Below are 21,377 nucleotides of genomic sequence, written 5' to 3'. Positions count from 1 at the left end.
CGCGAAAAGGCCTGTTCCCCCGCCGTGCGGCGGGGGAACAGGCCTCGCTCTGCTCGCGTGCGCGACCGCGCGTGCGCGGCCCGGCCGACCTACCGGGTGCGCCGGGTGACGAACTCCGCCAGCGCCAGCAACCCGCCCGCCGCCCCCAGGTCCGGGACGGCCCTGGAGAGCTGCTGCACGGCCCGGCCCATCCGGTCGGCGGCGTGGGCCTGCGCCCAGTCCCGCCCCCCGGCCCGGTCCACGGCGTCGGCCGCCGCGCGCACGTCGTCCCCGGTCATGGGGCCCGCGTACAGCGCGGCCAGTTCCTCACCCGCCGCAGTGCCCGAGGTGAGGGCGGCCACGACCGGGAGGGACTTCTTGCGGGCGATCAGATCGGCCCCGGCGGGCTTGCCGGTGTGCCCCGGGTCCCCCCAGATGCCGATCAGGTCGTCGATCAGCTGGAAGGCCAGACCGGCCTCCCTGCCGAAGGCGTCCATCGCGTCGACCTCGTCCGGGCCGGCCCCCGCGTACAGCGCCCCCAGCGCGCACGCGCAGCCCAGCAGGGCCCCGGTCTTGGCCGTCGCCATCGTCAGGCTCTCGTCGAGCGAGACGTCCCCGCGCCGCTCGAACGCGCAGTCCGCCTGCTGCCCGGCGCACAGCTCGATCACGCAGGCCGAGAGCCGGGCCGCGGCCGCCGGGGCGGCCGGGTGCGGATCCTCGGCCAGCAGCTTCAGCGCGAGCGACATCATCGCGTCGCCCGTGATGATGGCGTCCGGCATCCCGAACACGGTCCAGGCCGTGGCCCGGCCGCGCCGCCGGACGTCCTTGTCGATGACGTCGTCGTGCAGCAGCGTGAAGTTGTGCGCCAACTCCACGGCGACGGCCGGCCGCACGGTGTCCCCGGCCTCCACGCCCGCCCCCTGGAGGGCCTGCGCCGAGGCGAGGACGAGCGCGGGCCTGATGGCCTTGCCCGCGTTCCCCGCGGCCGGGCTGCCGTCCGCGTGTTCCCAGCCGAAGTGGTACATCGCCACGCGCCGCATCCCCGCGGGCAGGCTCTCGATCGTCCGGCGCAGCTCCGGGTTGACCGTTTCTTTCGTCCGCTCCAGCAGGGCCGCGGCCTCGTGGCCCTCGCCGGTGGTGATCGCCTCAGTGGTCGCCATCGCGCTCCCCCGTACTCCCCCGTCGCCGTTCGGCCGGGCCTCTCATCAGTGCCGGCGGGCGATCTCGACGTTCTCCAGCACGCCGAGCGCGTCCGGCACGAGCACCGCGGCGGAGAAGTAGGTGGTGACCAGGTACGAGATGATCGCCTGCTCGCTGATGCCCATGAAGCGGACCGACGTGCTCGGCTCGATCTCGTCCGGGATCCCCGGCTGGTGCAGACCGATCACGCCCGACTCGTCCTCGCCGGTGCGCATGCAGAGGATCGAGGTGGTCCGGGCGTCGCTGATCGGGATCTTGTTGGACGGGAAGATCGGCACCCCGCGCCAGGACGGCACCCGGTGCCCGCCGATCTCGATCGACTCCGGGTACAGCCCGCGCTTGTTGCACTCGCGGCCGAAGGCGGCGATGGCCTTGGGGTGCGCGAGGAAGAGCTTGGATCCGCGCCGCATGCTGAGCAGCTGGTCCATGTCGTCGGGGCTGGGCGCGCCGTCGTGCGGCTGGATGCGCTGGTCGTAGTCGGCGTTGTGGAGGAGGCCGAAGTCGCGGTTGTTGAGCATCTCGTGCTCCTGGCGCTCGCGCAGCGCCTCGACCGTGAGCCGCAACTGCTGCTCGGTCTGGTTCATCGGCTGGTTGTAGAGGTCGGCGACGCGGGTGTGCACGCGCAGAACCGTTTGGGCGATGGAGAGTTCGTACTCGCGCGGCCTGGCCTCGTAGTCGACGAAGGTGCCGGGCAGCACGGCCTCGCCCTCGTGGCCGGCGGAGAGGTCGATCGCGGCCTCGCCGTACTTGTTGGTCCGCTGGGCGGGCAGGGCCCGGACCGCGTCCACATGCGCCCGCAGCGAGTCGACCCGGTCGGCGAGGAGCTGGAAGTCCTGGCGGGAGAGGACGAGCGCGGTGCCGGAGGTGGCGGCGCGGGCGGTGTACTCCCAGATGGCCTCCTCGTCGACGAGGGCGTCCTCGCCGAAGTAGGCGCCGTCGGCGACGGTCTGCAGGACGGCGTCGTCGCCGTAGGGGCCGGTGCCGATCTGGTCGACGCGGCCGTGGGCGAGCAGGAACACCCTGTCGGCGGGGCTGCCGAAGGAGGTGAGCTCCTGGCCGGCCTCGAAGTCGATCTGGTGGCACCGGGCGGCGAGTTCGGTCAGGACGTCGATGTCCTCGTACTCGCGCAGCAGCGGGAGCTCGCCGAGTTCGGCGGGGATCACCTGGACCTGGGTGCCGGTCTTGATGAACTCCACCCGGCCGTCACCGACTGAGTAGCTGAGCCGCCGGTTGACCCGGTACGTACCGCCCTGCACGGACACCCACGGGAGCATCTTGAGCAACCACCGGGAGGTGATCTCCTGCATCTGCGGCGCGGACTTGGTCGTGGTTGCCAAGTTCCGCGCGGCCGAGGTCCCGAGACTGCGCTGCGGTGCCTGGACTTCGGATTCGGAACCTGCCTGGACCGACATGTGTTTCCCTTTCGATCACTCCATGGATCTGCGGGATCAGCCTTCCAGTGCACAGCGTGGTGAGACCATTACACAAAAGGGTGGGACTACTCCGTATGGGGTGTGGGCACTCTGATGAGTCCCTTTCTCCCCTCCAGCCCCTCTGACCCCCCTGGTTTCAGCCATCCACGGCCCTCCCGCCGCCTAACTTGCATCAGAAATTCAAGTTTTCTACGGTGGAGTCATGCGGCTGACCCGATTCACCGATCTGGCGCTCCGCGTCCTGATGCGTCTGGCCGTCGAGGACACGGACCTCCCCACCACGCGCGACGTCGCGGCGACCATGGAGGTCCCGTACACCCACACCGCGAAGGTGGTGGCCAGGCTGCAACACCTCGGCCTGGTCGAGGCGCGGCGCGGCCGGGGAGGGGGGCTCGCCCTGACCGGCGCCGGCCGCGCCGCCTCGGTGGGCGCGGTGGTGCGCGAGCTGGAGGGCGTGGGCGACGTGGTGGACTGCGAGGGCGCCGTCCCGTGCCCGCTGCGGAGCGCCTGCCTCCTGCGGGGCGCGCTGCGTCGGGCCCAGGAGGCCTTCTTCGCCGCACTGGACCCGCTCACGGTGAACGACCTGGTCGCGGCCCCCACCGGACCGCTGCTGCTGGGCATTTCGGGCGGACCGCCCGGTCGGGGCGGGGGCCCCGCCGACTGAGGCGCGGGTGGCCGGTTCCGAGCGGCCGCGACCCCGCCCACGCCACACCCGAGGGCCCTTCGAACACGTCTCCGCATCACTCCGGAGGCCCTCGCGCCCTTTAATTGGTATCCAATAGTCCATTTACAGAGGAGCTCCCCGATGCTGTCCGAGAAGTCGACCGCGACCGTCCGCGCCACCCTGCCCGCCGTGGGAGCGGCCGTCGGCGACATCGCGGAACTCTTCTACGCGAAGTTGTTCGCCGCCCACCCGGCCCTGCTCCGCGACCTGTTCAACCGCGGCAACCAGAAGGCCGGACTGCAACAGCAGGCCCTGGCCGGCTCCATCGCCGCGTTCGCCGGCCACCTCGTCCGGCACTCCGACACCCGGCCCGACGTGATGCTCGGCCGCATCGCCCACAAGCACGCCTCGCTCGGCATCACCCGCGACCAGTACGCGATCGTCCACCGGCACCTGTTCGAGTCCATCGCGGAGGTCCTCGGGGAGGCCGTCACGCCCGAGGTCGCCAAGGCCTGGGACGAGGTCTACTGGCTGATGGCGGGCGCCCTCATCGCCATCGAGGAACGGCTGTACGCCGAGCAGCGGGTCGTCGCGGGCGACGCCTGGCGCCCGTGGACGGTCGTCCGCCGCGTCGAGGAGACCGTCGACTGCACCACCTTCCACCTGGTCCCGGCCGACGGGGCGCCCGCGCCCGGCTTCAAGCCGGGCCAGTACGTCTCCGTCCAGGTCGAACTCCCGGACGGCGCGCGCCAGATCCGCCAGTACAGCCTCGCCTCGTCGCCCGGCTCCCCGGTCCGCGCGATCACCGTCAAGCGGGTCCACGGGCCGGCCGCGGCGGGCCCGGACGGGGAGGTCTCCCACCACCTGCACGCCGCGGTCCGCGTCGGCGACACACTGAGCGTCTCGGTCCCGTACGGCGACCTGGTGCTCCAGGACCCGACCTCGCCCGTACTGCTGGCCTCGGCCGGGATCGGCTGTACGCCGATGCTGTCGATGCTGGAGCACCTCGCCGAGACCGGGCACGACGCCCCGGTGACCGTCCTGCACGCCGACCGCTCCCCCGCCGACCACGCCCTGCGGGGCGACCACCGGGCCCTGACGCACAAGCTCGCGGACGCCTCGGCCCGATTCTGGTACGAGACCGGCCACGAGGACGCCGCGGCCGACGACGGGGTCGGCCGGCTCGACCTCTCCGACGTCCCGGTGGCCCCGGGCACCCACGCCTACCTGTGCGGACCGCTGCCTTTCATGCGGGCGGTCCGCGAACAACTGCTGGGCAAGGGCGTGCCGGCGGCGGACATCCACTACGAGGTCTTCGGCCCCGACCTGTGGCTCGCCTCCGCGTGACGTCCGGAGTCGGTGGGGCGCCAGGGGCGGGCGGGACCTCCGGGAATGTCCGGATTCGATCGCTCGCCGTACGAACGCGCTAGCCGCGGAAGGACTCCCTCCACTACACCGGAACGTGATGGACCGGACACGAAAGGTGACCGCTCCCTCACGCACGGAAGGAGGCGTCCATGTCCGCACCCATGTCCGCAGACCGTTTCCTCACCCAATTGCGCAACGAGGGACTGCGCGTCGTCGAGGTCGGCGCCTGGCGCACCCACAACCGCAACCACAAGGGGCCCTGGGGGCCGGTCAACGGGGTGATGATCCATCACACCGTCACGCAGGGCACCGCGTACACCGTCCGGCTCTGCCGGGACGGCGACGAGGCCCTGCCCGGCCCGCTCTGCCACGGCGTGATCACCAAGGACGGCCGGGTCCACCTGGTCGGCTACGGCCGCGCCAACCACGCGGGCTCCGGCGACTCCGACGTCCTGGCCGCGGTCATCGCCGAGAAGCGGCTCCCCCCGGACCACACCGCGAACACCGACGGCAACCGACACTTCTACGGCTTCGAGTGCGAGAACCTCGGCGACGGCAAGGACCCCTGGCCCGCAGTGCAGCTCGACGCCATGGTCCGGGCGGCCGCGGCCGTCTGCCGCTTCCACGGTTGGACCGAGCGCTCGGTGATCGGCCACCTCGAATGGCAGCCGGGCAAGATCGACCCCAAGGGGTTCACGATGACGTGGTTCCGCGAACGCGTGGCGGACCGCCTCAAATGACCACCCCACCCCGAGTCGCCCCCTGACACCCCCGCCCCGGCGGCGCCGTCCCCTATCCCCGTCGGCGTCCGCCGGGACCCGCGCCGGGGGGCCGCGCGGGCGCCCGACCTCCTCCGGCGCGGCCACCGTCACCGGCGACAATGAGCAGGTGGACAGCCCCGTGGATCCCCGTTCCCTGCTCCGGCCCCGGCCGCCGTCGCCGCTGGTCGAGGCGTCGGACGGGCGGTTCGAGCGGCACGGCGTGCGGTTGGTGCTCAAGCGGGACGACCTCGTGCACCCCGAGCTGCCGGGGAACAAGTGGCGCAAGCTCGCGCCGAACCTGCGGGCGGCCCTGGACGGGGGGTTCCCGGCGCTGGTGACCTTCGGCGGGGCCTACTCCAACCACCTGCGGGCCACCGCCGCCGCCGGGCGGTTGCTCGGGTTGGCGACGGTCGGGGTGGTCCGGGGCGACGAGTTGGCCGGCCGGCCGTTGAACCCGTCGCTGGCCCGTTGCACGGCCGACGGGATGCGGCTGCACTTCACGTCCCGGTCGGAGTACCGCCGCAAGGCCGAACCGGGCACCCTGGCCCGGCTGCTCGCCGCGGCGGGCGCGCAGGGCGCGTACGTGATCCCCGAAGGCGGCAGCAACGCCCTCGCCCTGTCGGGCTGCGCCGAGCTGGGCCGCGAGCTGCGCGGCGCGGCCGACGTGGTGGCGGTCGCCTGCGGCACCGGCGGCACCCTGGCGGGCCTGGCGGCGGGACTGGCCCCCGGCCAGCGGGCGTGGGGCGTACCGGTGCTCGCGGGTGGCTTCCTGGGGGCGGAGATACGTTCCCTCCAGCGGGCCGCGTTCGGGGGCCCGGCCGGCGACTGGACCCTGGCCGAGGGCTTCGACCACGGCGGCTACGCGAAGGTCCCGGCGGAGCTGGAGGCGTTCGCGGTGGGCTTCGAGCGCCGCCACGGGGTCCCCGTGGAGCGCGTCTACGTCGCGAAGTTGCTCTGGGCGCTGACCGCCCTGACGGAGTCCGGCACGTTCCCCCGCGGCACCACCCTCGCGGCCGTCGTCACCGGCCGCCCCTGATCCCGCCGCCCGGGAGTGACGGCCTCCCCGACCCCGACCCCCGACCCGCCGCCCCGGCCCCCGCACCCGACCCGGACCCCGGCCCGCCGCCCCGCGTCGGCTGCCGTCAGGCCAGGCCCGCCGCGCCCGGGATCAGGAGGAGTCCTCCCGGTAGGCCGCCGCCTCCTCCAGGTCCAGCCTGCGCAGCAACGCCCGCAGCATCTCGTCGTCGATCCGCCGCTGGTCCCGCAGCGTCACGAACACCTCCCGCTCGGCCTCGATCATCTCGCCGGCCAGCCGCCGGTAGACGTCGTCCGCCGACTCGCCCGTGACCGCGTTGACCTCGCCGAGCCGTTCCCACACCGCGTTGCGCCGCCGCTCCAGCACCGTGCGCAGCCGGTCCGCGAGCGGCGGCGGGAGCGCGTTCGCCGGGTCGGCGAGCAGTTCGTCGAGCCGCTCCTCGGCCGACCGCGACGCCTCGCTCTGCGCCTGCGCCTCGGCCAGCGTCTCGGCCTGCGCGTCCCTCGGCGGCAACTTCAGCAGGCGGATCAGCGGGGGCAGCGTCAGTCCCTGGACCACCAGGGTCCCGATGACGGTGGTGAAGGTCAGGAACAGGATCAGGTTGCGGTGCGGCACGCTCAGCGGGACCGAGAAGGCGATGGCCAGCGAGACCACACCGCGCATGCCCGCCCACCCCACGATGACGGGCGCCTTCCAGTTGGTCTCCGGTTCCCGCTCGCGGATCCGCTCGGACAGCACCCGCGGCAGGAAGGTCGCCGGGAACACCCAGACGAACCGGGCCACGACCACGGCCAGGAACACCGCCAGCGCGTACCAGGCCGCGTCGCCGCCCGCGTACTCGTCGAGCCCCTTGAGGACCACCGGCAGTTGGAGCCCGATCAGCGCGAAGACCACCGACTCCAGGACGAAGGAGATCACCTTCCACACCGCGGCCTCCTGCAGCCGGGTGGCGAAGTCGACCTGCCAGTTGCGGTGTCCGAGGTACAGCGCGACGACGACCACGGCGAGCACGCCGGACGCGTGCACCCGTTCGGCCGCCGCGTACGCCACGAAGGGGATCAGCAGCGACAGGGTGTTCTGGAGCAGCGGGTCCCGCAGCGACCTGCGCAGCAGGTGGATGGGCACCATCAGCAGGAGGCCCATGCCGACGCCGCCCACCGAGGCCAGCAGGAACTCGACGATCCCGCCCGCCCAGCCGGCACTGACGCCGACCGCGGCCGCCAGGGCCACCTTGTAGGCGGTGATGGCAGTGGCGTCGTTCACCAGGGACTCGCCCTGGAGGATCGTCGTGATCCGGTTCGGCAGGCCGAGCTTGCGGGCGATCGCGGTGGCGGCCACGGCGTCCGGCGGCGCGACGACCGCGCCCAGCACCAGCGCCACCGGCAGCGACAGACCGGGAACGAGCAGGTAGGCCGCGTACCCGACGGCGAGCGTCGCGAAGAGCACGTACCCGACGGACAGTAGGGCGATGGGACGCGCGTTGGCCCGCAGGTCCAGGTAGGAACTCTCCATGGCGGCGGTGTGCAGCAGCGGAGGGAGCAGCAGCGGCAGCACGATGTGCGGGTCGAGCGTGTACGACGGCACGCCCGGGATGTACGACGCCAGCAGACCGGCCGCGACGAGCAGCAGCGGAGCCGACACGGACGTCCGACGGGCCAACCCCGCGACCACCGCGCTGCCCGCGACCAGCGCCACCAGCGGCAATACCTCCATCGAAGACCCATCCTCTTCAGTCCGCGGGCGTCCGCACCTCAGTACGCTGGCCATCATGAGCGAGTGCACCCACGTTGCCGAACTGCCGCGCCCCGAGCCCATCCCCCTTGCCCAGACCTGTCCCGAATGTCTGGCACTGGGCAGCCACCCCGTGCAGCTGCGGATGTGTCTGGCGTGCGGTCACGTGGCCTGCTGTGATTCCTCCCCCTTCCGGCACGCCACGGCACACCACCACCAGACGGGTCATCCGATGATGCGCAGCTTCGAACCGGGCGAGACCTGGCGGTGGTGTTTTGTCGACGGTTCGATCGTCTGAGGCGGGGTAGGTCAACCCTCCGCCGGTTCCCCTGATTTGGGCCCGCAGACCCCTAGCCACTGTCCGTACCCATGGACTTACCATCGGTCACCGGCCTGCGGACGTGGGTACTCCGGGCAGGTGTCACACGGGGTGCCGCGACACGATCGCCCGGATCGCGATAGCGTCACCGGCGAACAGAGCTCGTACCACCTTGGAGGTGAGGGTGTCCCACATCGCAGGCGAGCCCGGGACTCAGGACTTCGTGGAAGTCCGGCTGCCGGCTGCGGGTGCCTACCTGTCGGTGCTGCGAACGGCCACGGCCGGTCTCGCCGCACGTTTGGACTTCACCCTCGACGAGATCGAGGACCTCCGCATCGCGGTGGACGAAGCCTGCGCGATCCTGCTCCAGCAGGCCGTGCCCGGCTCCGTCCTCAGTTGCGTCTTCCGGCTGGTGGACGACTCGCTGGAGGTCACGGTCTCCGCACCGACCACCGACGGGCGCGCACCGGAGCGGGACACGTTCGCGTGGACGGTCCTGTCGGCGCTGGCCGGCAAGGTCGAGGCGACGGTCGAGGAGGACCGGACAGTGAGCATCAGCCTCTACAAACAGCGCGGCGCGGGACCAGGACCGGCGTGAGCGGCGGGGAGATCCCGGTGCGGGGCGGGGATCGGCCCCGGGTACGACACGAGGTCGACGGCGGCATCCCGGAGCAGCTGCACGCCCGGCCGCACCCGGCCGACGCGGATGCGGAAGACGGCTTTTTGGACTCGGCGGAGCGACGGGCGGGCCCTGTGAGCGAGAACCAGCACGAAGAACCACAACCAGCACAGCCACCGCCGGCCGCTGCCACGGCCCCGATGGCACCGGCGGCGCACGTGCCGCTGCCGGATCCGCGCGACCGCAGCGGCGCCCGGGCCCTCTTCTTCGAGCTGCGGGAACTGCCCGACGGCTCGCCGGAGCGGGCCGAACTGCGCAACCGGCTGGTCCGGATGCACCTGCCGCTGGTCGAGCACCTGGCACGGCGGTTCCGCAACCGCGGCGAGCCGCTGGACGACCTGACCCAGGTGGCGACCATCGGCCTGATCAAGTCGGTGGACCGGTTCGACCCGGACCGCGGCGTCGAGTTCTCGACGTACGCCACGCCCACGGTCGTCGGCGAGATCAAGCGCCACTTCCGTGACAAGGGCTGGGCGGTGCGGGTGCCGCGGCGCCTTCAGGAGCTGCGGCTCTCGCTGACCACGGCCACGGCGGAACTCTCGCAGCAGCACGGCCGCTCCCCCACCGTGCACGAGTTGGCCGAACGGCTCGGCATCTCCGAGGAGGAGGTGTTGGAGGGGCTGGAATCGGCCAATGCCTACAGCACGCTCTCCCTGGACGTCCCCGACACCGACGACGAGTCGCCGGCGGTGGCGGACACCCTGGGTTCGGAGGACGAGGCGCTGGAGGGCGTCGAATACCGCGAGTCCCTCAAGCCGCTGCTGGAAGGACTGCCGCCGCGGGAGAAGCGGATCCTGCTGCTGCGATTCTTCGGCAACATGACCCAGTCGCAGATCGCGCAGGAGGTCGGCATCTCCCAGATGCACGTCTCCCGCCTGCTGGCCCGCACCCTGGCCCAGCTCCGCGAGAAGCTCCTCGTCGAGGAGTAGGACGTACGGGAAGCAGGACGTACGGGAAGTGGACGTACGGAAAGTAGGACGTACCGGTTATCGGGTCTGTTCCCCAGGCCCGATACCAAGCGCTTCGGTGGCCGTCGGGTTCACCAGCAGCGCCCCCACGGCCACGGCCGTGAGCGCCAGCGCCACCGCGGCGGCGACCATCGCCCCGCCCGTGGTCCACAGGGTCCAGGCGACCGGCATCGCCATCAGCTGGGTGATCAGCGCCGGGCCGCGGCTCCAGCGGCGGCCCAGGCGCAGCCCGCGCGCCGCGATCAGCGGGAGCGCGGCGAGCGCGAGCAGGGTCACACCCCCGGTCTCGGCCTGCTGCGGGGAGTCGGGGTCGCCGGCGATGCCCACGTACAGCATGTAGACGCCGAGGCCGGCGAGCGCCAGGCCCTCCAGCGCGGTGAGCACGGCGGCGGCCGTCAGCCGACCGGGCAGCGCGACGGGCGACGGCGCGGGCGAGGGGGCGGGAACGTTCGAGGTCGGCTTCTTACTCACCCCAGCAGGGTAGCCGCGCCCCGCCGGCCCCGGAGGGGACGGGCAGTAGGGGCCTCCCGCGGAGGGGTGGGTAGGCTGGCGCTCATGCGTGCACTTCTCGTGGCCAACCCAGCAGCGACGACGACCAGTGCGCGCACCCGTGACGTATTGACCCACGCCCTGGCCAGCGAGATGAAGCTGGAGGCGGTGACCACCGAGTACCGGGGGCACGCGCGGGACCTCGGGCGCAGGGCGGCCCACGAGGGTGTCGACCTCGTGGTGGCCCTGGGCGGGGACGGCACCGTCAACGAGGTGGTCAACGGACTGCTGCACAACGGGCCCGATCCGGACCGGCTGCCCCGGCTCGCGGTGGTCCCCGGCGGATCCACGAACGTGTTCGCCCGCGCGCTCGGCCTGCCGAACGACGCGGTCGAGGCGACCGGCGCCCTGCTCGACGCGCTCCGCGAGGAACGCGAACGGACGGTCGGCCTCGGTCTGGCGGCCGGCACCCCGGGCACGGAGGACGAGTCGGTCCCGGCGCGCTGGTTCACCTTCTGCGCGGGCTTCGGCTTCGACGCGGGTGTGGTGGGGCGGGTGGAGCAGCAGCGGGAACGCGGCAAGCGTTCGACGCACGCCCTCTACGTGCGACAGCTCATGCGTCAGTTCTGGGACGAGCCGAACCGCAGGCACGGCACGGTCACGCTGGAGCGCCCCGGCGCGGATCCGGTGACGGATCTGGTGCTGTCGATAGTCTGCAACACCTCGCCGTGGACGTATCTGGGCAATCGTCCGCTTTACGCGTCCCCGGAGGCGTCGTTCGATACCGCGCTTGACGTACTGGCGCTCGATCGTTTGTCAACTCCGGCGGTCGCCAGGTACGCCACACAGCTCCTGACCTCGACTCCTGAACGCGGGCCGCACGGCAAGCATGCGGTGTCTCTGCACGATCTGACCGACTTCACCTTGCATTCGAAGGTTCCGCTCCCGTTCCAGATGGACGGCGACCACCTCGGACTGCGCACCAGCGTTCGGTTCACAGGCGTACGCCGTGCACTGCGTGTGATTGTGTGAGTGGAAGGGCCTAAAGTCCTTTCACTCGAACGTATACACGCCGGTCCACCCCCAGGAACTAGGGCTGTGACCTAGTAGACACCGACGAATCCAAAAAAACTTTCCGGAAGGGGTTGTATCCCCGTCCGAGGTTTGCGAATCTCTACATGGCGATCGGGACAGCCCGCAGAACCCGGCACCCACACAGATCGCCAGAACCCCTCCACGAATCTCGGACCCCACCAGGCAACTGGGGGTCGGCCCTTCCCTCACGGGGGGATTCGTGAAAGCGTTCACATTCACAAGCAACCTGCCCGCAATACAAGGAGATGGAGCAGCCATGGACTGGCGTCACAACGCCGTTTGTCGTGAGGAAGACCCGGAACTCTTCTTCCCCATCGGCAACACCGGTCCTGCGCTGCTGCAGATCGAGGAAGCCAAGGCCGTCTGCCGCCGCTGCCCCGTGATGGAGCAGTGCCTGCAGTGGGCGCTCGAGTCCGGTCAGGACTCCGGTGTCTGGGGCGGTCTCAGCGAGGACGAGCGCCGCGCGATGAAGCGCCGCGCCGCTCGCAATCGGGCGCGGAACGCCACCGCCTGACATCGACTTTCGAGCCTCGAGCCGCAGCGCGTAGTAACCGTATAAGCGCTCAGCAACGTGCTCTTGAGCCCCGGACCGAGAACCTTCGGTCCGGGGCTCAGTGCTGTGCGGGGTGCGAAGCCACACCGGAACCGTCACGCAGGGTGACGTTCCGGCTGCTACTCGCTGCTACTTCTGCGGGCTGGCCGGTATGTCGAGGACGACCCGGGTGCCGCGCGGTTCGACCCGGATCATGTCGAACGTGCCGCCGAGTTCACCCTCCACGAGGGTGCGTACGATCTGCAGCCCGAGGTTGCCGGCCCGCTGCGGGTCGAAGCCCTCGGGCAGGCCGCACCCGTCGTCGAGCACCGTGATCAACAGTCGGGCGTCGGCCCGCCCGGAGCCGGAGCGCGCGGCGGACACCTCGACGGTGCCTCCCTCGCCCTGGACGAAGGCGTGCTCCAGGGCGTTCTGCAGGATCTCGGTCAGCACCATCGCCAGCGGGGTCGCGACCTCGGCGTCGAGGATCCCGAACCGACCGGTGCGCCGGCAGGCCACCCTGCCGGGCGAGATCTCGGCGACCATCGCGATCACCCGGTCGGCGATCTCGTCGAACTCGACGCGCTCGTCCAGGTTCTGAGAGAGCGTCTCGTGCACGATCGCGATCGACCCGACGCGGCGCACCGCCTCGTTGAGGGCCTCCCGGCCCTGCGGGGAATCCATCCGACGGGCCTGGAGCCGCAAGAGCGCGGCCACCGTCTGGAGGTTGTTCTTCACCCGGTGATGGATCTCCCGGATGGTGGCGTCCTTGGTGATCAATTCACGTTCGCGACGACGCAGTTCCGTCACGTCACGGCACAGCACCAGGGAACCGATCCGGGTGCCCTTGGGCTTGAGCGGGATGGCCCTCAGCTGGATGACGCCGCCGTTGCCCTCGACCTCGGTCTCCCGGGGGGCCCAGCCGCTGGCGAGTTTGACCAGGGCCTCGTCCACCGGACCGCGGGAGGGGGCGAGTTCGGCGGTGGCGTTGCCCAGGTGCTGGCCGACCAGGTCGGAGGCGAGGCCGAGCCGGTGGTAGGCGGAGAGCGCGTTCGGGGACGCGTAGGTGACCACCCCGTCGGCGTCGAGGCGGATCAGGCCGTCCCCGACGCGCGGGGAGGCGTCCATGTCCACCTGCTGGCCGGGGTACGGGAAGGAGCCCGCCGCGATCATCTGGGCCAGGTCGGAGGCGGACTGGAGGTAGGTCAGCTCCAGCCGGCTCGGTGTACGGACCGTGAGCAGGTTGGTGTTGCGGGCGATCACTCCCAGTACCCGCCCCTCGCGGCGGACGGGGATCGACTCGACGCGGACCGGGACCTCCTCGCGCCACTCCGGGTCGCCCTCGCGCACGATCCGACCCTCGTCGAGCGCCGCGTCGAGAAGCGGGCGCCGGCCGCGCGGAACCAGGTGTCCGACCATGTCGTCCTGGTAGGAGGTCGGCCCCGTGTTCGGGCGCATCTGCGCGACCGACACGTACCGGGTGCCGTCGAGGGTGGGCACCCACAGCACGAGGTCGGCGAAGGAGAGGTCGGAGAGCAGCTGCCACTCGGAAACCAGCAGGTGCAGCCACTCCAGGTCGGTTTCACCGAGAGCGGTGTGCTGGCGTACGAGGTCGTTCATGGAGGGCACGTGGCGAGCGTACCCCGGGTATGGCCATGACTTTCCCCACGGCTCTTACCCAGGAGTACCCACGAGGGGCCCGATCCGCGTACTGTTGGAGGAAGTGACGGGTTGGATACCCCCGTCATTGGATGGACAGAACAGAATGGTCTAGTCCACAATTGACTTATGCTTCCGCCCTCCCCGCACAGGAGGACGGATCGAGGTAACCCGCGCGCTCTGCCCTGACCGCGCAGGCTCCTCCCACCGGCCGGAGGGAACCGCACACCCGCCGGCCGTAAGTACTCCGGGCTACGGTGCCGGGCGGGTCGAGGGTCCCGTCCTGCACCGTGGCCCAGAGGAATTCCAGGGCCGCAGAGCCCCATTTCCCGCAATTCCCCGCCGCGTCCGCGCGAGCCGTGACATTTCCGCGCCCCTTTTTCCCGGGCCACCCCTTCACGCGATGATCGCGGGCGCCCGCGAAGCGCCATCTCGCACACCCTCTCCCCCGCACCGTCACGCTCCGTGTTCGCCTGGAACGGGTCGCCGAGCGCCCGCGGCGAGGCGGCGCCCCCGACGGCTTCCGGGAGGCCGCGGGAAGGGGACGGGATCACCATGGAAAGAGGGGAGGCGACCCGCCGGGAAGGGGTCCGTTCTGTTAGATTGGTCTATACCACACCACCTCTCCAGATCGGCAGGCCCCGCGTGGAAGTTGTCATCGTCCCGGACGCCAAGGCAGGCGGCGAGCTCATCGCGGAGGCCATGGCCGCCCTGGTCCGCCGCAAGCCCGACGCCCTGCTGGGCGTGGCGACCGGCTCTACCCCGCTGCCCATCTACGAGGCCCTCGCGGCCAAGGTCGAGGCCGGCCTGGTCGACGCCTCGAAGGCCCGCGTCTGCCAGCTCGACGAGTACGTCGGCCTGCCGGCGGGCCACCCCGAGTCCTACCGCGCGGTCGTGCTCCGCGAGGTCGTCGCACCCCTCGGGCTCACCGAGTCCTCGTTCATGGGTCCGGACGGGTCCGCCGAGGACGTCCAGGCGGCCTGTGTGGCCTACGACGAGGCCCTGGCGGCCGCCGGCGGCGTGGACCTCCAGCTGCTCGGCATCGGCACGGACGGGCACATCGGCTTCAACGAGCCCTGCTCCAGCCTCGCCTCCCGCACCCGGATCAAGACGCTGACGGAGCAGACCCGCGTGGACAACGCGCGGTTCTTCGACAACGACATGGACCAGGTCCCGCACCACGTCATCACCCAGGGCATCGGCACCATCCTCGACGCCCGCCACCTGGTCCTGCTGGCCACCGGCGAGGGCAAGGCCGAGGCCGTCGCGCAGACGGTCGAGGGGCCGCTGTCCGCGCTCGTACCGGCGTCCGCGCTCCAGCTGCACCGGCACGCCACGGTCGTCGTGGACGAGGCCGCCGCGTCCAAGCTGAAGCTGGCGGAGTACTTCCGCCACACGTACGCCAACAAGCCCTCCTGGCAGGGTCTGTAGCCGACGGCCGTGAAGGGCCGGGCCTCCCCGACGGGGCGGCCCGGCCCTTCCGCGTACCCGGGACGCCGGACGCCCCCGGACGCGAGGGAGCCGGGCACCCCCGTGACGGGTACCCGGCTCCCCGGCTTACGGCGGCTGGTGCTGTGACCGGAAAGGTTCACCGTGTCACGGCGCCCGGCACGGCACTAGACGCCCGCGATGACCTCCGCGGCCGCCCGCCCGCACACCCGCGAGGCGCCGTGCGTCGCGATGTACAGCGCCCCGCGCGGCTCGGCGCGCGGCAGGCCCATCTCGACCACCACCGTGTCGGGGCGGGCCGCGACCAGCGCGTCCAGGACCTCGATCATCCACGGGTGCCGGTGCGCGTCCCGGACGACCGCGACGACGGTGCGGTCCCCCGCCGCCGCCAGGACGTCCCCGGCGCCGGTCCCCTGCGGGTACACGCCCGACCGGGTGCCGGGGAGCAACGCGGCCAGTTCCGCCGCCACGCCCCACGGGGTCTCGTCGCCCACCGCGATGTTCGCGACGGGTGCGAGCGTGGCGACGTACGGGGCGCCGACGGGAGTCGACGAACCGCTGACGACCACCGCCCTGCGGGCCGCCGTCAGGCCGATGTCGGGCGTGCTCCCCTCCGGCGCGCCCGACGTGGTGACGGCGGCCCGGGATCGCCGGGTCCACTCGGCGAGGGCGCGGACCCGGGCGGCGGCGTCGGCGAGCCGCTCCTCGGGGAGCGTGCCCTCGCGGACGGCGGCGACCAGCGCGTCGCGCAGGGCGAGCACGGTCGCCTCGTCGGCGAGTCCGCCGCCGACGCAGATCGCGTCGGCGCCCGCGGCGATCGCCAGGACCGAGCCGCGCTCGATGCCGTAGGTGCCGGCGATGGCGTGCATCTCCATGCCGTCGGTGACGATCAGGCCCTCGTAGCCGAGTTCCTTGCGCAGCAGCCCGGTCAGGATGCGCGGGCTGAGCGTGGCCGGGCGGGTCGGGTCGAGGGCGGGCACCAGGATGTGCGCGCTCATGACGGCCTTCGTGCCGGCCTCGATGGCGGCCCTGAACGGCACGAGTTCACGCGCCGCCAGGGTGTCGAGGTCCACGTCGATGCGGGGCAGCGCGTGGTGCGAGTCGACGTTGGTGTCGCCGTGGCCCGGGAAGTGCTTGGTGCAGGCGGCGACGCCGGCGGCCTGGAGGCCCTCGACGTACGCGGCGGTGTGGCGGGCGGCGAGGTCGGTGTCGGCGCCGAAGGACCGTACGCCGATGACCGGGTTGTCCGGATTGGAGTTGACGTCGGCGGAGGGCGCCCAGTTCAGGTTGACCCCGCACTCGGCGAGCCGGCGACCCAGCTCCCGGGCGACGTCCCGGGTCAGCCCGGTGTCGTCGACGGCGCCGAGGGCCAGGTTGCCGGGGAAGGACGAGCCGCCCCGGACCTCCAGGCGGGTGACGTCGCCGCCCTCCTCGTCGATGGCGACGAGCACGTCGTCGCGCTCGGCGCGCAGTTGTGCGGTCAGCGCGGAGAGCTGGTCGGGCGAGGTGATGTTGCGGCCGAAGAGGCCGACGGCGGTGAGGCCTTCGCCGACCCGGCGCAGCAGCCAGGCGGGGGCGGTGGTGCCCTCGAAGCCGGGCTGGAGCACCGCGAGGGCGTCCCGGGTGAGGGTGTCGGTGTGGTGCGCAAGGACAGTCATGGGCCGTTATCCCTTCACGGCGCCGGCGGTGAGACCCGCGGCCATCTTGCGCTGGACGATGAGGAAGAGCACGACGATCGGGATCGCCATCATGGTGGAGCCGGCCATCATGGGCGCGAACTCGGTGCCGTTCTTGGTGGTGAAGTTGCCGAGCCAGACGGTGGCGGTCTGGTTCTGCTGGCTCATCAGCATCAGTGCGTAGAGGTACTCGTTCCACGCCTGGATGAACCCGTAGACCGAGGTGGCGACCATGCCGGGGGCGAGCAGCGGGAAGACCACGCGCAGGAAGGCTCCGGTCGGCGTGCAGCCGTCGACCTGGGCGGCCTCCTCCAGTTCCTTCGGGATGTTGACGATGAAGCCGCGCAGCGTCCACACGGTGAAGGGAAGGATGAACGTCAGATACGTGACGATCAGGCCGGTGAGCTTGTCGTACTGACCGAGGTCGTTGAGGAGCAGGAAGACCGGGATGATCATCGCGACGAGCGGGATCATCTGGACGGCGAGGATGCCGACGATCACGACCTTGCGGCCGCGGAACGCGAAGCGGGAGATAGCCAGCGCGGCCAGCATGCCGACGACGATGCCGATGGACACGACGACGAGCGAGACGATCATGCTTCGGCCGACGGGGCCCCAGAAGTCCGAGATCTCCAGCGCACGCCGGAAGTTGGCCAGGGTGAAGGTGCGCGGGAAGAAGTGGGGGTTGGGGTCGATGGCGTCCTTGGCCGGCTTGAAGGCCGTGTTCAGCATCCAGTAGACCGGGAAGCCGACGGTGGCGAAGACCACGAGGCCGATGAGGTTCCAGCCGAGCTTCGACTTCGCCCTCGGCTTGTTCTGCTTGCGGCGGGCGACGGGCGGGGTCGCGGTGGTCGAGGTCACTCCACCTCTCCGATCTTGAGCATCTGGCGCATGTAGACGGCGACCACTCCGAGCAGCAGCAGGACGGTCACGAGGGCGATCGCGGAGCCGCCCGAGTAGTCGTTGACCACGAAGGCCTGCTGGTAGGAGTAGGTGGTCAGCAGCTGGAACTCGGCCTCGGGGTTGCCGTTGCGCATCACGAAGACCTGCGGGAAGACGCCCATGTCCCAGATGACCGAGAGGGTCGTCAGCATCACGATGATCGGTTTCAGGATCGGCAGGGTGACGTGGCGGAACACGCCCCACGCGCCGGCGCCGTCGAGGCGCGCGGCCTCCTCCAGCTCCTTGGGCACCTGGGTCAGGCCCGCGCTGAGGGTGATGACGACGAAGGGCACCGCCCCCCAGACCACCAGCAGCATGATGACCGCGAGGCCTTGGGGGCCGCTGGCGAACCAGTTGTGCCCGATCATGTCGACGCCGGGCAGCTTGCTCATCAGGTAGTTGAGGACGCCGTAGTCGGCGTCGAAGAGCCACTTGAAGACGGCGGTGGCGACGATGATCGGCATGCCCCAGCTCGCCACGAGGGCGATGCTGATGAGCGCCTTGACGAAGCCGGACACCTTCTGGAGCAGCAGCGCGATCAGCATGCCGATGACCATCGTCAGGACGACGGCGCCGGCCGCGAAGACGGCGGTGCGCAGGACGACGGTCCAGAAGACCCCGTCGCCGAGGATCTTCGTGAAGTTGTCGAGCCCGACGAACTCGGCGTCCTTGAAGCCCCAGAGTTCGGACTTGCCGAAGCTCTGGAAGGAGAGGGACACGAGTCTGAAGAGCGGGTACCCCATGACGAGGACGATGACCAGGAGGCACGGGGCGAGCAGCAGCCACGGGGTCGCGCCGGAACCCTTGCGGGTCGGCTTCCCCGGCTTGCCCGTACTTCCCGTCCCGATTCCAACGGAGGTGTTCTGCTTCGCCGGCGGCAGGTCGGCGGTGGTTGTCTGTGCGGCACTCATCGCGCGCTCCTCGGGGGTCCCTCTCTTGACGGGCAGCAGGGCCCCGCCGATGTGGCGGGGCCCTGCCGGCTACAGGTCACTTGGTGTTGATGACCTTGTCGATCTCGGCGTCGGCGGCCTTGGCCGCGTCCTCGACCGACTTCTTGCCGGTGCCGATCTCCTGGAGCAGGGTCTGCAGGAGCTTGGCCTTCTCGACCTGGCCCCAGCCCGGGGCGGTCGGCACGAACCAGGAGGACTCGGCGGCGGTGGCCGCGACCTGCGTCGCCGGGGCGGACTTCAGCGGGCCGAGGTCCGTCTTGTTGTTGGGCAGGTTGCCCTTGGCGATCAGGCCCTTCTGGCCCTGGGCACCGGTGAAGGCGTTGATCCACTCGGAGGCGATGTCCTTGGCCTTGGACTTGGCCGGGACCGCGAGGTCGGAGCCGCCGAGGAAGACCGGGAGGTTCTTGCCGTTCGGGCCGGGCTGGACGAAGTTCTCCAGCTTGTCCTTCAGGCCGCCGACCTTGTCGTTCTTCGGGTCGGCCGCGGTGGCGCCCTCCCAGGCGGCCGCGAAGATGGCGGCGGAGTTGCCCTGGGCGAAGACGACCGGGCGGTCGGACTCGTCCTTGGTCTTGTCCGCGTGCATGTACTTGTCGAGGAGCTCCTTGTACTGCTTGAGCCCCTTCAGCGACTCGGGGGAGGACAGGGTGCCCTTCCACTTGTCGCCGTCCTTCTTGGCGATGGCGCCGCCGGCGTCGTAGACGTAGGACATCGCGGCGTACCAGTCGGGCGACGGCTGGTACAGGGCGCTGAACTTGTCGCCCTTGGCAGCCTGGATCTTGTCCAGCGCGCCGGTGTACTCGGCCCAGGTCTTGGGGGCGGCGGTGACGCCGGCCTCGGCGGCCAGGTCCTTGCGCCAGGTGCCGACACGACCACCGGCGTAGTACGGGACGCCGTACGTCTTGCCGTCGTAGGTCACGGACTCCTTGAGGGCGTCCAGCCAGGCGGAGGAGTTGTCGAACTTCGACGGGTCCACCTCGGAGAAGGCTCCGGTCGACATGTAGCCGATCATCTCGGAGTTGCCCATCTCGACGACGTCCGGCGCCTTGTCCGTGGCGAGCACGGCGTCCAGCTTGGCGTTCTTGTCCGGCCAGCCGTAGTACTCGTGCTTGACGGTGAGACCGGGGTGCTTCGCGACGACCGCGTCGTCGGCCGCCTTCACCAGCTCCGGCCAGTTGTTCTGGGCGTCGACCGTCAGCCAGACGGTCAACTCCTTGGCGTCGGACGCCTTGTCGGCAGTGTTGCCGCTCTTGTCGTCCGAGCCACCGCACGCCGCCAGGCCGATAACCATGCCCGCGACTCCAACCGCCGCGATGAGCTTGCGCTTCACGCCACCCTCCTCAGGGATGCCTTCATGCACTTCCCTTGCCCGCCGCGGCGACATACGCGAAGTACTGCACGTGGGGCCGGGATCCGATCCATATTGGTTTAGACCAGTAACCGGAGCTTGGCCTAGACCTTTAGGGGTGTCAAGGGTCTAATGAGCGGGTGATCGGTCCGTTATCGGACCGACACCTGGGGGAGGGAGAAGGCCTGTCCTCCCGCTCGTGTCACGATGTGACCGCACATATGGAGGAGCCGGTGACGGCAGCGAAACTGGAGTCGGGAAGGCGGGCGGCGATGGCCACCGAAGGGGCGACCACGGAGCCGGAAGGCGGGGCGGCCACTCGCACGGCGCGGGTGCCCAAGTACTACCGACTCAAGCGGCACTTGCTCGACATGACCGAGACGCTCCCCCCGGGCACACCGGTACCGCCGGAGCGCACGCTGGCGGCCGAGTTCGACACCTCGCGGACCACGGTCCGCCAGGCCCTGCAGGAACTCGTCGTCGAGGGCCGGCTGGAACGCATCCAGGGCAAGGGCACCTTCGTGGCCAAGCCCAAGGTCTCCCAACCGCTCCAACTCTCCTCGTACACCGAGGACATGAGGGCCCAGGGGCTGGAGCCCACCTCCCAGCTGCTCGACATCGGCTACGTGACGGCCGACGACACGCTCGCCGGACTGCTCAAGATCACCACCGGTGGACGGGTGCTGCGCATCGAGCGACTGCGCCTGGCGAGCGGCGAGCCGATGGCCATCGAGACCACCCACCTGTCGGCCAAGCGCTTCCCCGCGCTGCGCCGTTCGCTGGCCAAGTACACCTCTCTCTACACCGCCCTCGCGGAGGTGTACGACGTACGGCTCGCGGAGGCCGAGGAGACCATCGAGACCTCGCTGGCCACCCCGCGCGAGGCCGGACTGCTCGGCACCGACGTCGGCCTGCCGATGCTGATGCTCTCCCGGCACTCGCTGGACGCCGATGGCGAACCGGTCGAATGGGTACGTTCGGTGTATCGCGGCGACCGTTATAAATTCGTCGCCCGCCTTCAGCGACCTGCCCTCTGATCAACGGTTGACTCCTGATCGACCCCCGGTGGACGCTCGTACCGCTATACGGACGGGGGCTTACG

General features: G+C 70.8%; 20 protein-coding genes. 11 read left to right on the top strand and 9 right to left on the bottom strand.

Features of this window, described 5'->3' with window-relative positions:
- Positions 1-89: 89 nt before the first annotated feature.
- Complete coding sequence (locus OTB19_RS06820) at positions 90-1,139, bottom strand: family 2 encapsulin nanocompartment cargo protein polyprenyl transferase (RefSeq protein ID WP_267797108.1); 1,050 nt, start codon at positions 1,137-1,139, stop codon at positions 90-92.
- A gap of 45 nt (positions 1,140-1,184) precedes the next feature.
- Positions 1,185-2,591: a family 2B encapsulin nanocompartment shell protein gene (locus tag OTB19_RS06815; RefSeq protein WP_267797107.1), complete on the bottom strand. Its 1,407-nt coding sequence runs from the start codon at positions 2,589-2,591 to the stop codon at positions 1,185-1,187.
- A gap of 223 nt (positions 2,592-2,814) precedes the next feature.
- Here OTB19_RS06815 and OTB19_RS06810 point away from each other — a divergent pair, with 223 nt between their 5' ends.
- The 4 genes from OTB19_RS06810 (at position 2,815) to OTB19_RS06795 (ending at position 6,441) form a co-directional block, all read left to right on the top strand.
- Positions 2,815-3,276: an RrF2 family transcriptional regulator gene (locus OTB19_RS06810; protein ID WP_267797106.1), complete on the top strand. Its 462-nt coding sequence runs from the start codon at positions 2,815-2,817 to the stop codon at positions 3,274-3,276.
- Positions 3,277-3,417: 141 nt separating this feature from the next.
- Positions 3,418-4,623, top strand: a complete 1,206-nt coding sequence (locus OTB19_RS06805) for a globin domain-containing protein (RefSeq protein WP_267797105.1) — start codon at positions 3,418-3,420, stop codon at positions 4,621-4,623.
- Positions 4,624-4,793: 170 nt separating this feature from the next.
- Positions 4,794-5,384, top strand: a complete 591-nt coding sequence (locus tag OTB19_RS06800) for an N-acetylmuramoyl-L-alanine amidase (protein ID WP_267797104.1) — start codon at positions 4,794-4,796, stop codon at positions 5,382-5,384.
- Between the two features lie 148 nt (positions 5,385-5,532).
- Complete coding sequence (locus OTB19_RS06795; protein ID WP_267797103.1) at positions 5,533-6,441, top strand: 1-aminocyclopropane-1-carboxylate deaminase/D-cysteine desulfhydrase; 909 nt, start codon at positions 5,533-5,535, stop codon at positions 6,439-6,441.
- A 132-nt stretch (positions 6,442-6,573) separates the two neighbouring features.
- Here OTB19_RS06795 and OTB19_RS06790 read toward each other — a convergent pair whose 3' ends face one another.
- The gene (locus OTB19_RS06790; RefSeq protein WP_267797102.1) at positions 6,574-8,154 is read right to left on the bottom strand and encodes a Na+/H+ antiporter; all 1,581 of its coding nucleotides are present in this window, start codon (positions 8,152-8,154) and stop codon (positions 6,574-6,576) included.
- 55 nt (positions 8,155-8,209) lie between these two features.
- On the opposite strand from OTB19_RS06790, the gene OTB19_RS06785 reads away from it, so the two are divergent.
- From OTB19_RS06785 to OTB19_RS06775, 3 genes are all read left to right on the top strand, one after another.
- A complete protein-coding gene (locus tag OTB19_RS06785) occupies positions 8,210-8,470 on the top strand; it encodes a UBP-type zinc finger domain-containing protein (protein ID WP_267797101.1) in 261 nt (86 codons plus the stop codon).
- A gap of 205 nt (positions 8,471-8,675) precedes the next feature.
- Complete coding sequence (locus OTB19_RS06780) at positions 8,676-9,089, top strand: anti-sigma regulatory factor (protein WP_267797100.1); 414 nt, start codon at positions 8,676-8,678, stop codon at positions 9,087-9,089.
- A gap of 11 nt (positions 9,090-9,100) precedes the next feature.
- Positions 9,101-10,099, top strand: a complete 999-nt coding sequence (locus OTB19_RS06775; protein ID WP_267797165.1) for an RNA polymerase sigma factor SigF — start codon at positions 9,101-9,103, stop codon at positions 10,097-10,099.
- Between the two features lie 57 nt (positions 10,100-10,156).
- Here OTB19_RS06775 and OTB19_RS06770 read toward each other — a convergent pair whose 3' ends face one another.
- Positions 10,157-10,609: a hypothetical protein gene (locus OTB19_RS06770; RefSeq protein WP_267797099.1), complete on the bottom strand. Its 453-nt coding sequence runs from the start codon at positions 10,607-10,609 to the stop codon at positions 10,157-10,159.
- Between the two features lie 84 nt (positions 10,610-10,693).
- Here OTB19_RS06770 and OTB19_RS06765 point away from each other — a divergent pair, with 84 nt between their 5' ends.
- Both OTB19_RS06765 and OTB19_RS06760 read left to right on the top strand, forming a co-directional pair.
- A complete protein-coding gene (locus OTB19_RS06765) occupies positions 10,694-11,659 on the top strand; it encodes a diacylglycerol/lipid kinase family protein (protein WP_267797098.1) in 966 nt (321 codons plus the stop codon).
- A 319-nt stretch (positions 11,660-11,978) separates the two neighbouring features.
- Positions 11,979-12,236: a WhiB family transcriptional regulator gene (locus OTB19_RS06760; RefSeq protein ID WP_004937597.1), complete on the top strand. Its 258-nt coding sequence runs from the start codon at positions 11,979-11,981 to the stop codon at positions 12,234-12,236.
- Between the two features lie 168 nt (positions 12,237-12,404).
- On the opposite strand, the gene OTB19_RS06755 is transcribed toward OTB19_RS06760, so the two are convergent.
- The gene (locus OTB19_RS06755) at positions 12,405-13,874 is read right to left on the bottom strand and encodes a sensor histidine kinase (RefSeq protein ID WP_267797164.1); all 1,470 of its coding nucleotides are present in this window, start codon (positions 13,872-13,874) and stop codon (positions 12,405-12,407) included.
- Positions 13,875-14,558: 684 nt separating this feature from the next.
- Between OTB19_RS06755 and nagB the strand changes: the two genes are divergently transcribed.
- Complete coding sequence (nagB, locus tag OTB19_RS06750; protein ID WP_267797097.1) at positions 14,559-15,344, top strand: glucosamine-6-phosphate deaminase; 786 nt, start codon at positions 14,559-14,561, stop codon at positions 15,342-15,344.
- A gap of 185 nt (positions 15,345-15,529) precedes the next feature.
- Here nagB and OTB19_RS06745 read toward each other — a convergent pair whose 3' ends face one another.
- The 4 genes from OTB19_RS06745 to OTB19_RS06730 form a co-directional block, all read right to left on the bottom strand.
- Complete coding sequence (locus tag OTB19_RS06745) at positions 15,530-17,020, bottom strand: glycoside hydrolase family 3 protein (RefSeq protein ID WP_267797096.1); 1,491 nt, start codon at positions 17,018-17,020, stop codon at positions 15,530-15,532.
- Between the two features lie 6 nt (positions 17,021-17,026).
- Positions 17,027-17,899 (bottom strand): carbohydrate ABC transporter permease, encoded by an 873-nt coding sequence (locus tag OTB19_RS06740; RefSeq protein ID WP_420716805.1) that lies wholly within the window; start codon positions 17,897-17,899, stop codon positions 17,027-17,029.
- Positions 17,896-18,891: a carbohydrate ABC transporter permease gene (locus OTB19_RS06735; protein ID WP_267797095.1), complete on the bottom strand. Its 996-nt coding sequence runs from the start codon at positions 18,889-18,891 to the stop codon at positions 17,896-17,898. Before OTB19_RS06735 ends, OTB19_RS06740 begins: the two co-directional genes overlap by 4 nt.
- A 76-nt stretch (positions 18,892-18,967) precedes the next feature.
- Entirely contained in the window at positions 18,968-20,257 is a 1,290-nt protein-coding gene (locus OTB19_RS06730) for an extracellular solute-binding protein (RefSeq protein WP_267797094.1), read from the bottom strand.
- Positions 20,258-20,547: 290 nt separating this feature from the next.
- Here OTB19_RS06730 and OTB19_RS06725 point away from each other — a divergent pair, with 290 nt between their 5' ends.
- The gene (locus tag OTB19_RS06725; RefSeq protein ID WP_053676497.1) at positions 20,548-21,312 is read left to right on the top strand and encodes a GntR family transcriptional regulator; all 765 of its coding nucleotides are present in this window, start codon (positions 20,548-20,550) and stop codon (positions 21,310-21,312) included.
- The last annotated feature ends 65 nt before the right edge of the window (positions 21,313-21,377 follow it).

This window comes from Streptomyces sp. H27-H5 (assembly GCF_026627505.1).
Classification (GTDB): Bacteria; Actinomycetota; Actinomycetes; order Streptomycetales; family Streptomycetaceae; genus Streptomyces.
Note: the sequence above shows the minus strand (reverse complement) of the source record. Positions and strands in the feature narration are given on the sequence as shown.

What these genes read in the sequence shown, in the direction of transcription:
- OTB19_RS06745 (WP_267797096.1), bottom strand. Translation starts at nt 17,020, where the DNA reads ATGACTGTCCTTGCGCACCACACCGACACCCTCACCCGGGACGCCCTC.
- OTB19_RS06820 (WP_267797108.1), bottom strand. Translation starts at nt 1,139, where the DNA reads ATGGCGACCACTGAGGCGATCACCACCGGCGAGGGCCACGAGGCCGCG.
- OTB19_RS06790 (WP_267797102.1), bottom strand. Translation starts at nt 8,154, where the DNA reads ATGGAGGTATTGCCGCTGGTGGCGCTGGTCGCGGGCAGCGCGGTGGTC.
- OTB19_RS06725 (WP_053676497.1), top strand. Translation starts at nt 20,548, where the DNA reads ATGGCCACCGAAGGGGCGACCACGGAGCCGGAAGGCGGGGCGGCCACT.
- OTB19_RS06785 (WP_267797101.1), top strand. Translation starts at nt 8,210, where the DNA reads ATGAGCGAGTGCACCCACGTTGCCGAACTGCCGCGCCCCGAGCCCATC.
- OTB19_RS06805 (WP_267797105.1), top strand. Translation starts at nt 3,418, where the DNA reads ATGCTGTCCGAGAAGTCGACCGCGACCGTCCGCGCCACCCTGCCCGCC.
- OTB19_RS06755 (WP_267797164.1), bottom strand. Translation starts at nt 13,874, where the DNA reads ATGAACGACCTCGTACGCCAGCACACCGCTCTCGGTGAAACCGACCTG.
- OTB19_RS06810 (WP_267797106.1), top strand. Translation starts at nt 2,815, where the DNA reads ATGCGGCTGACCCGATTCACCGATCTGGCGCTCCGCGTCCTGATGCGT.
- OTB19_RS06800 (WP_267797104.1), top strand. Translation starts at nt 4,794, where the DNA reads ATGTCCGCACCCATGTCCGCAGACCGTTTCCTCACCCAATTGCGCAAC.
- OTB19_RS06765 (WP_267797098.1), top strand. Translation starts at nt 10,694, where the DNA reads ATGCGTGCACTTCTCGTGGCCAACCCAGCAGCGACGACGACCAGTGCG.
- OTB19_RS06815 (WP_267797107.1), bottom strand. Translation starts at nt 2,591, where the DNA reads ATGTCGGTCCAGGCAGGTTCCGAATCCGAAGTCCAGGCACCGCAGCGC.
- OTB19_RS06735 (WP_267797095.1), bottom strand. Translation starts at nt 18,891, where the DNA reads ATGAGTGCCGCACAGACAACCACCGCCGACCTGCCGCCGGCGAAGCAG.
- OTB19_RS06760 (WP_004937597.1), top strand. Translation starts at nt 11,979, where the DNA reads ATGGACTGGCGTCACAACGCCGTTTGTCGTGAGGAAGACCCGGAACTC.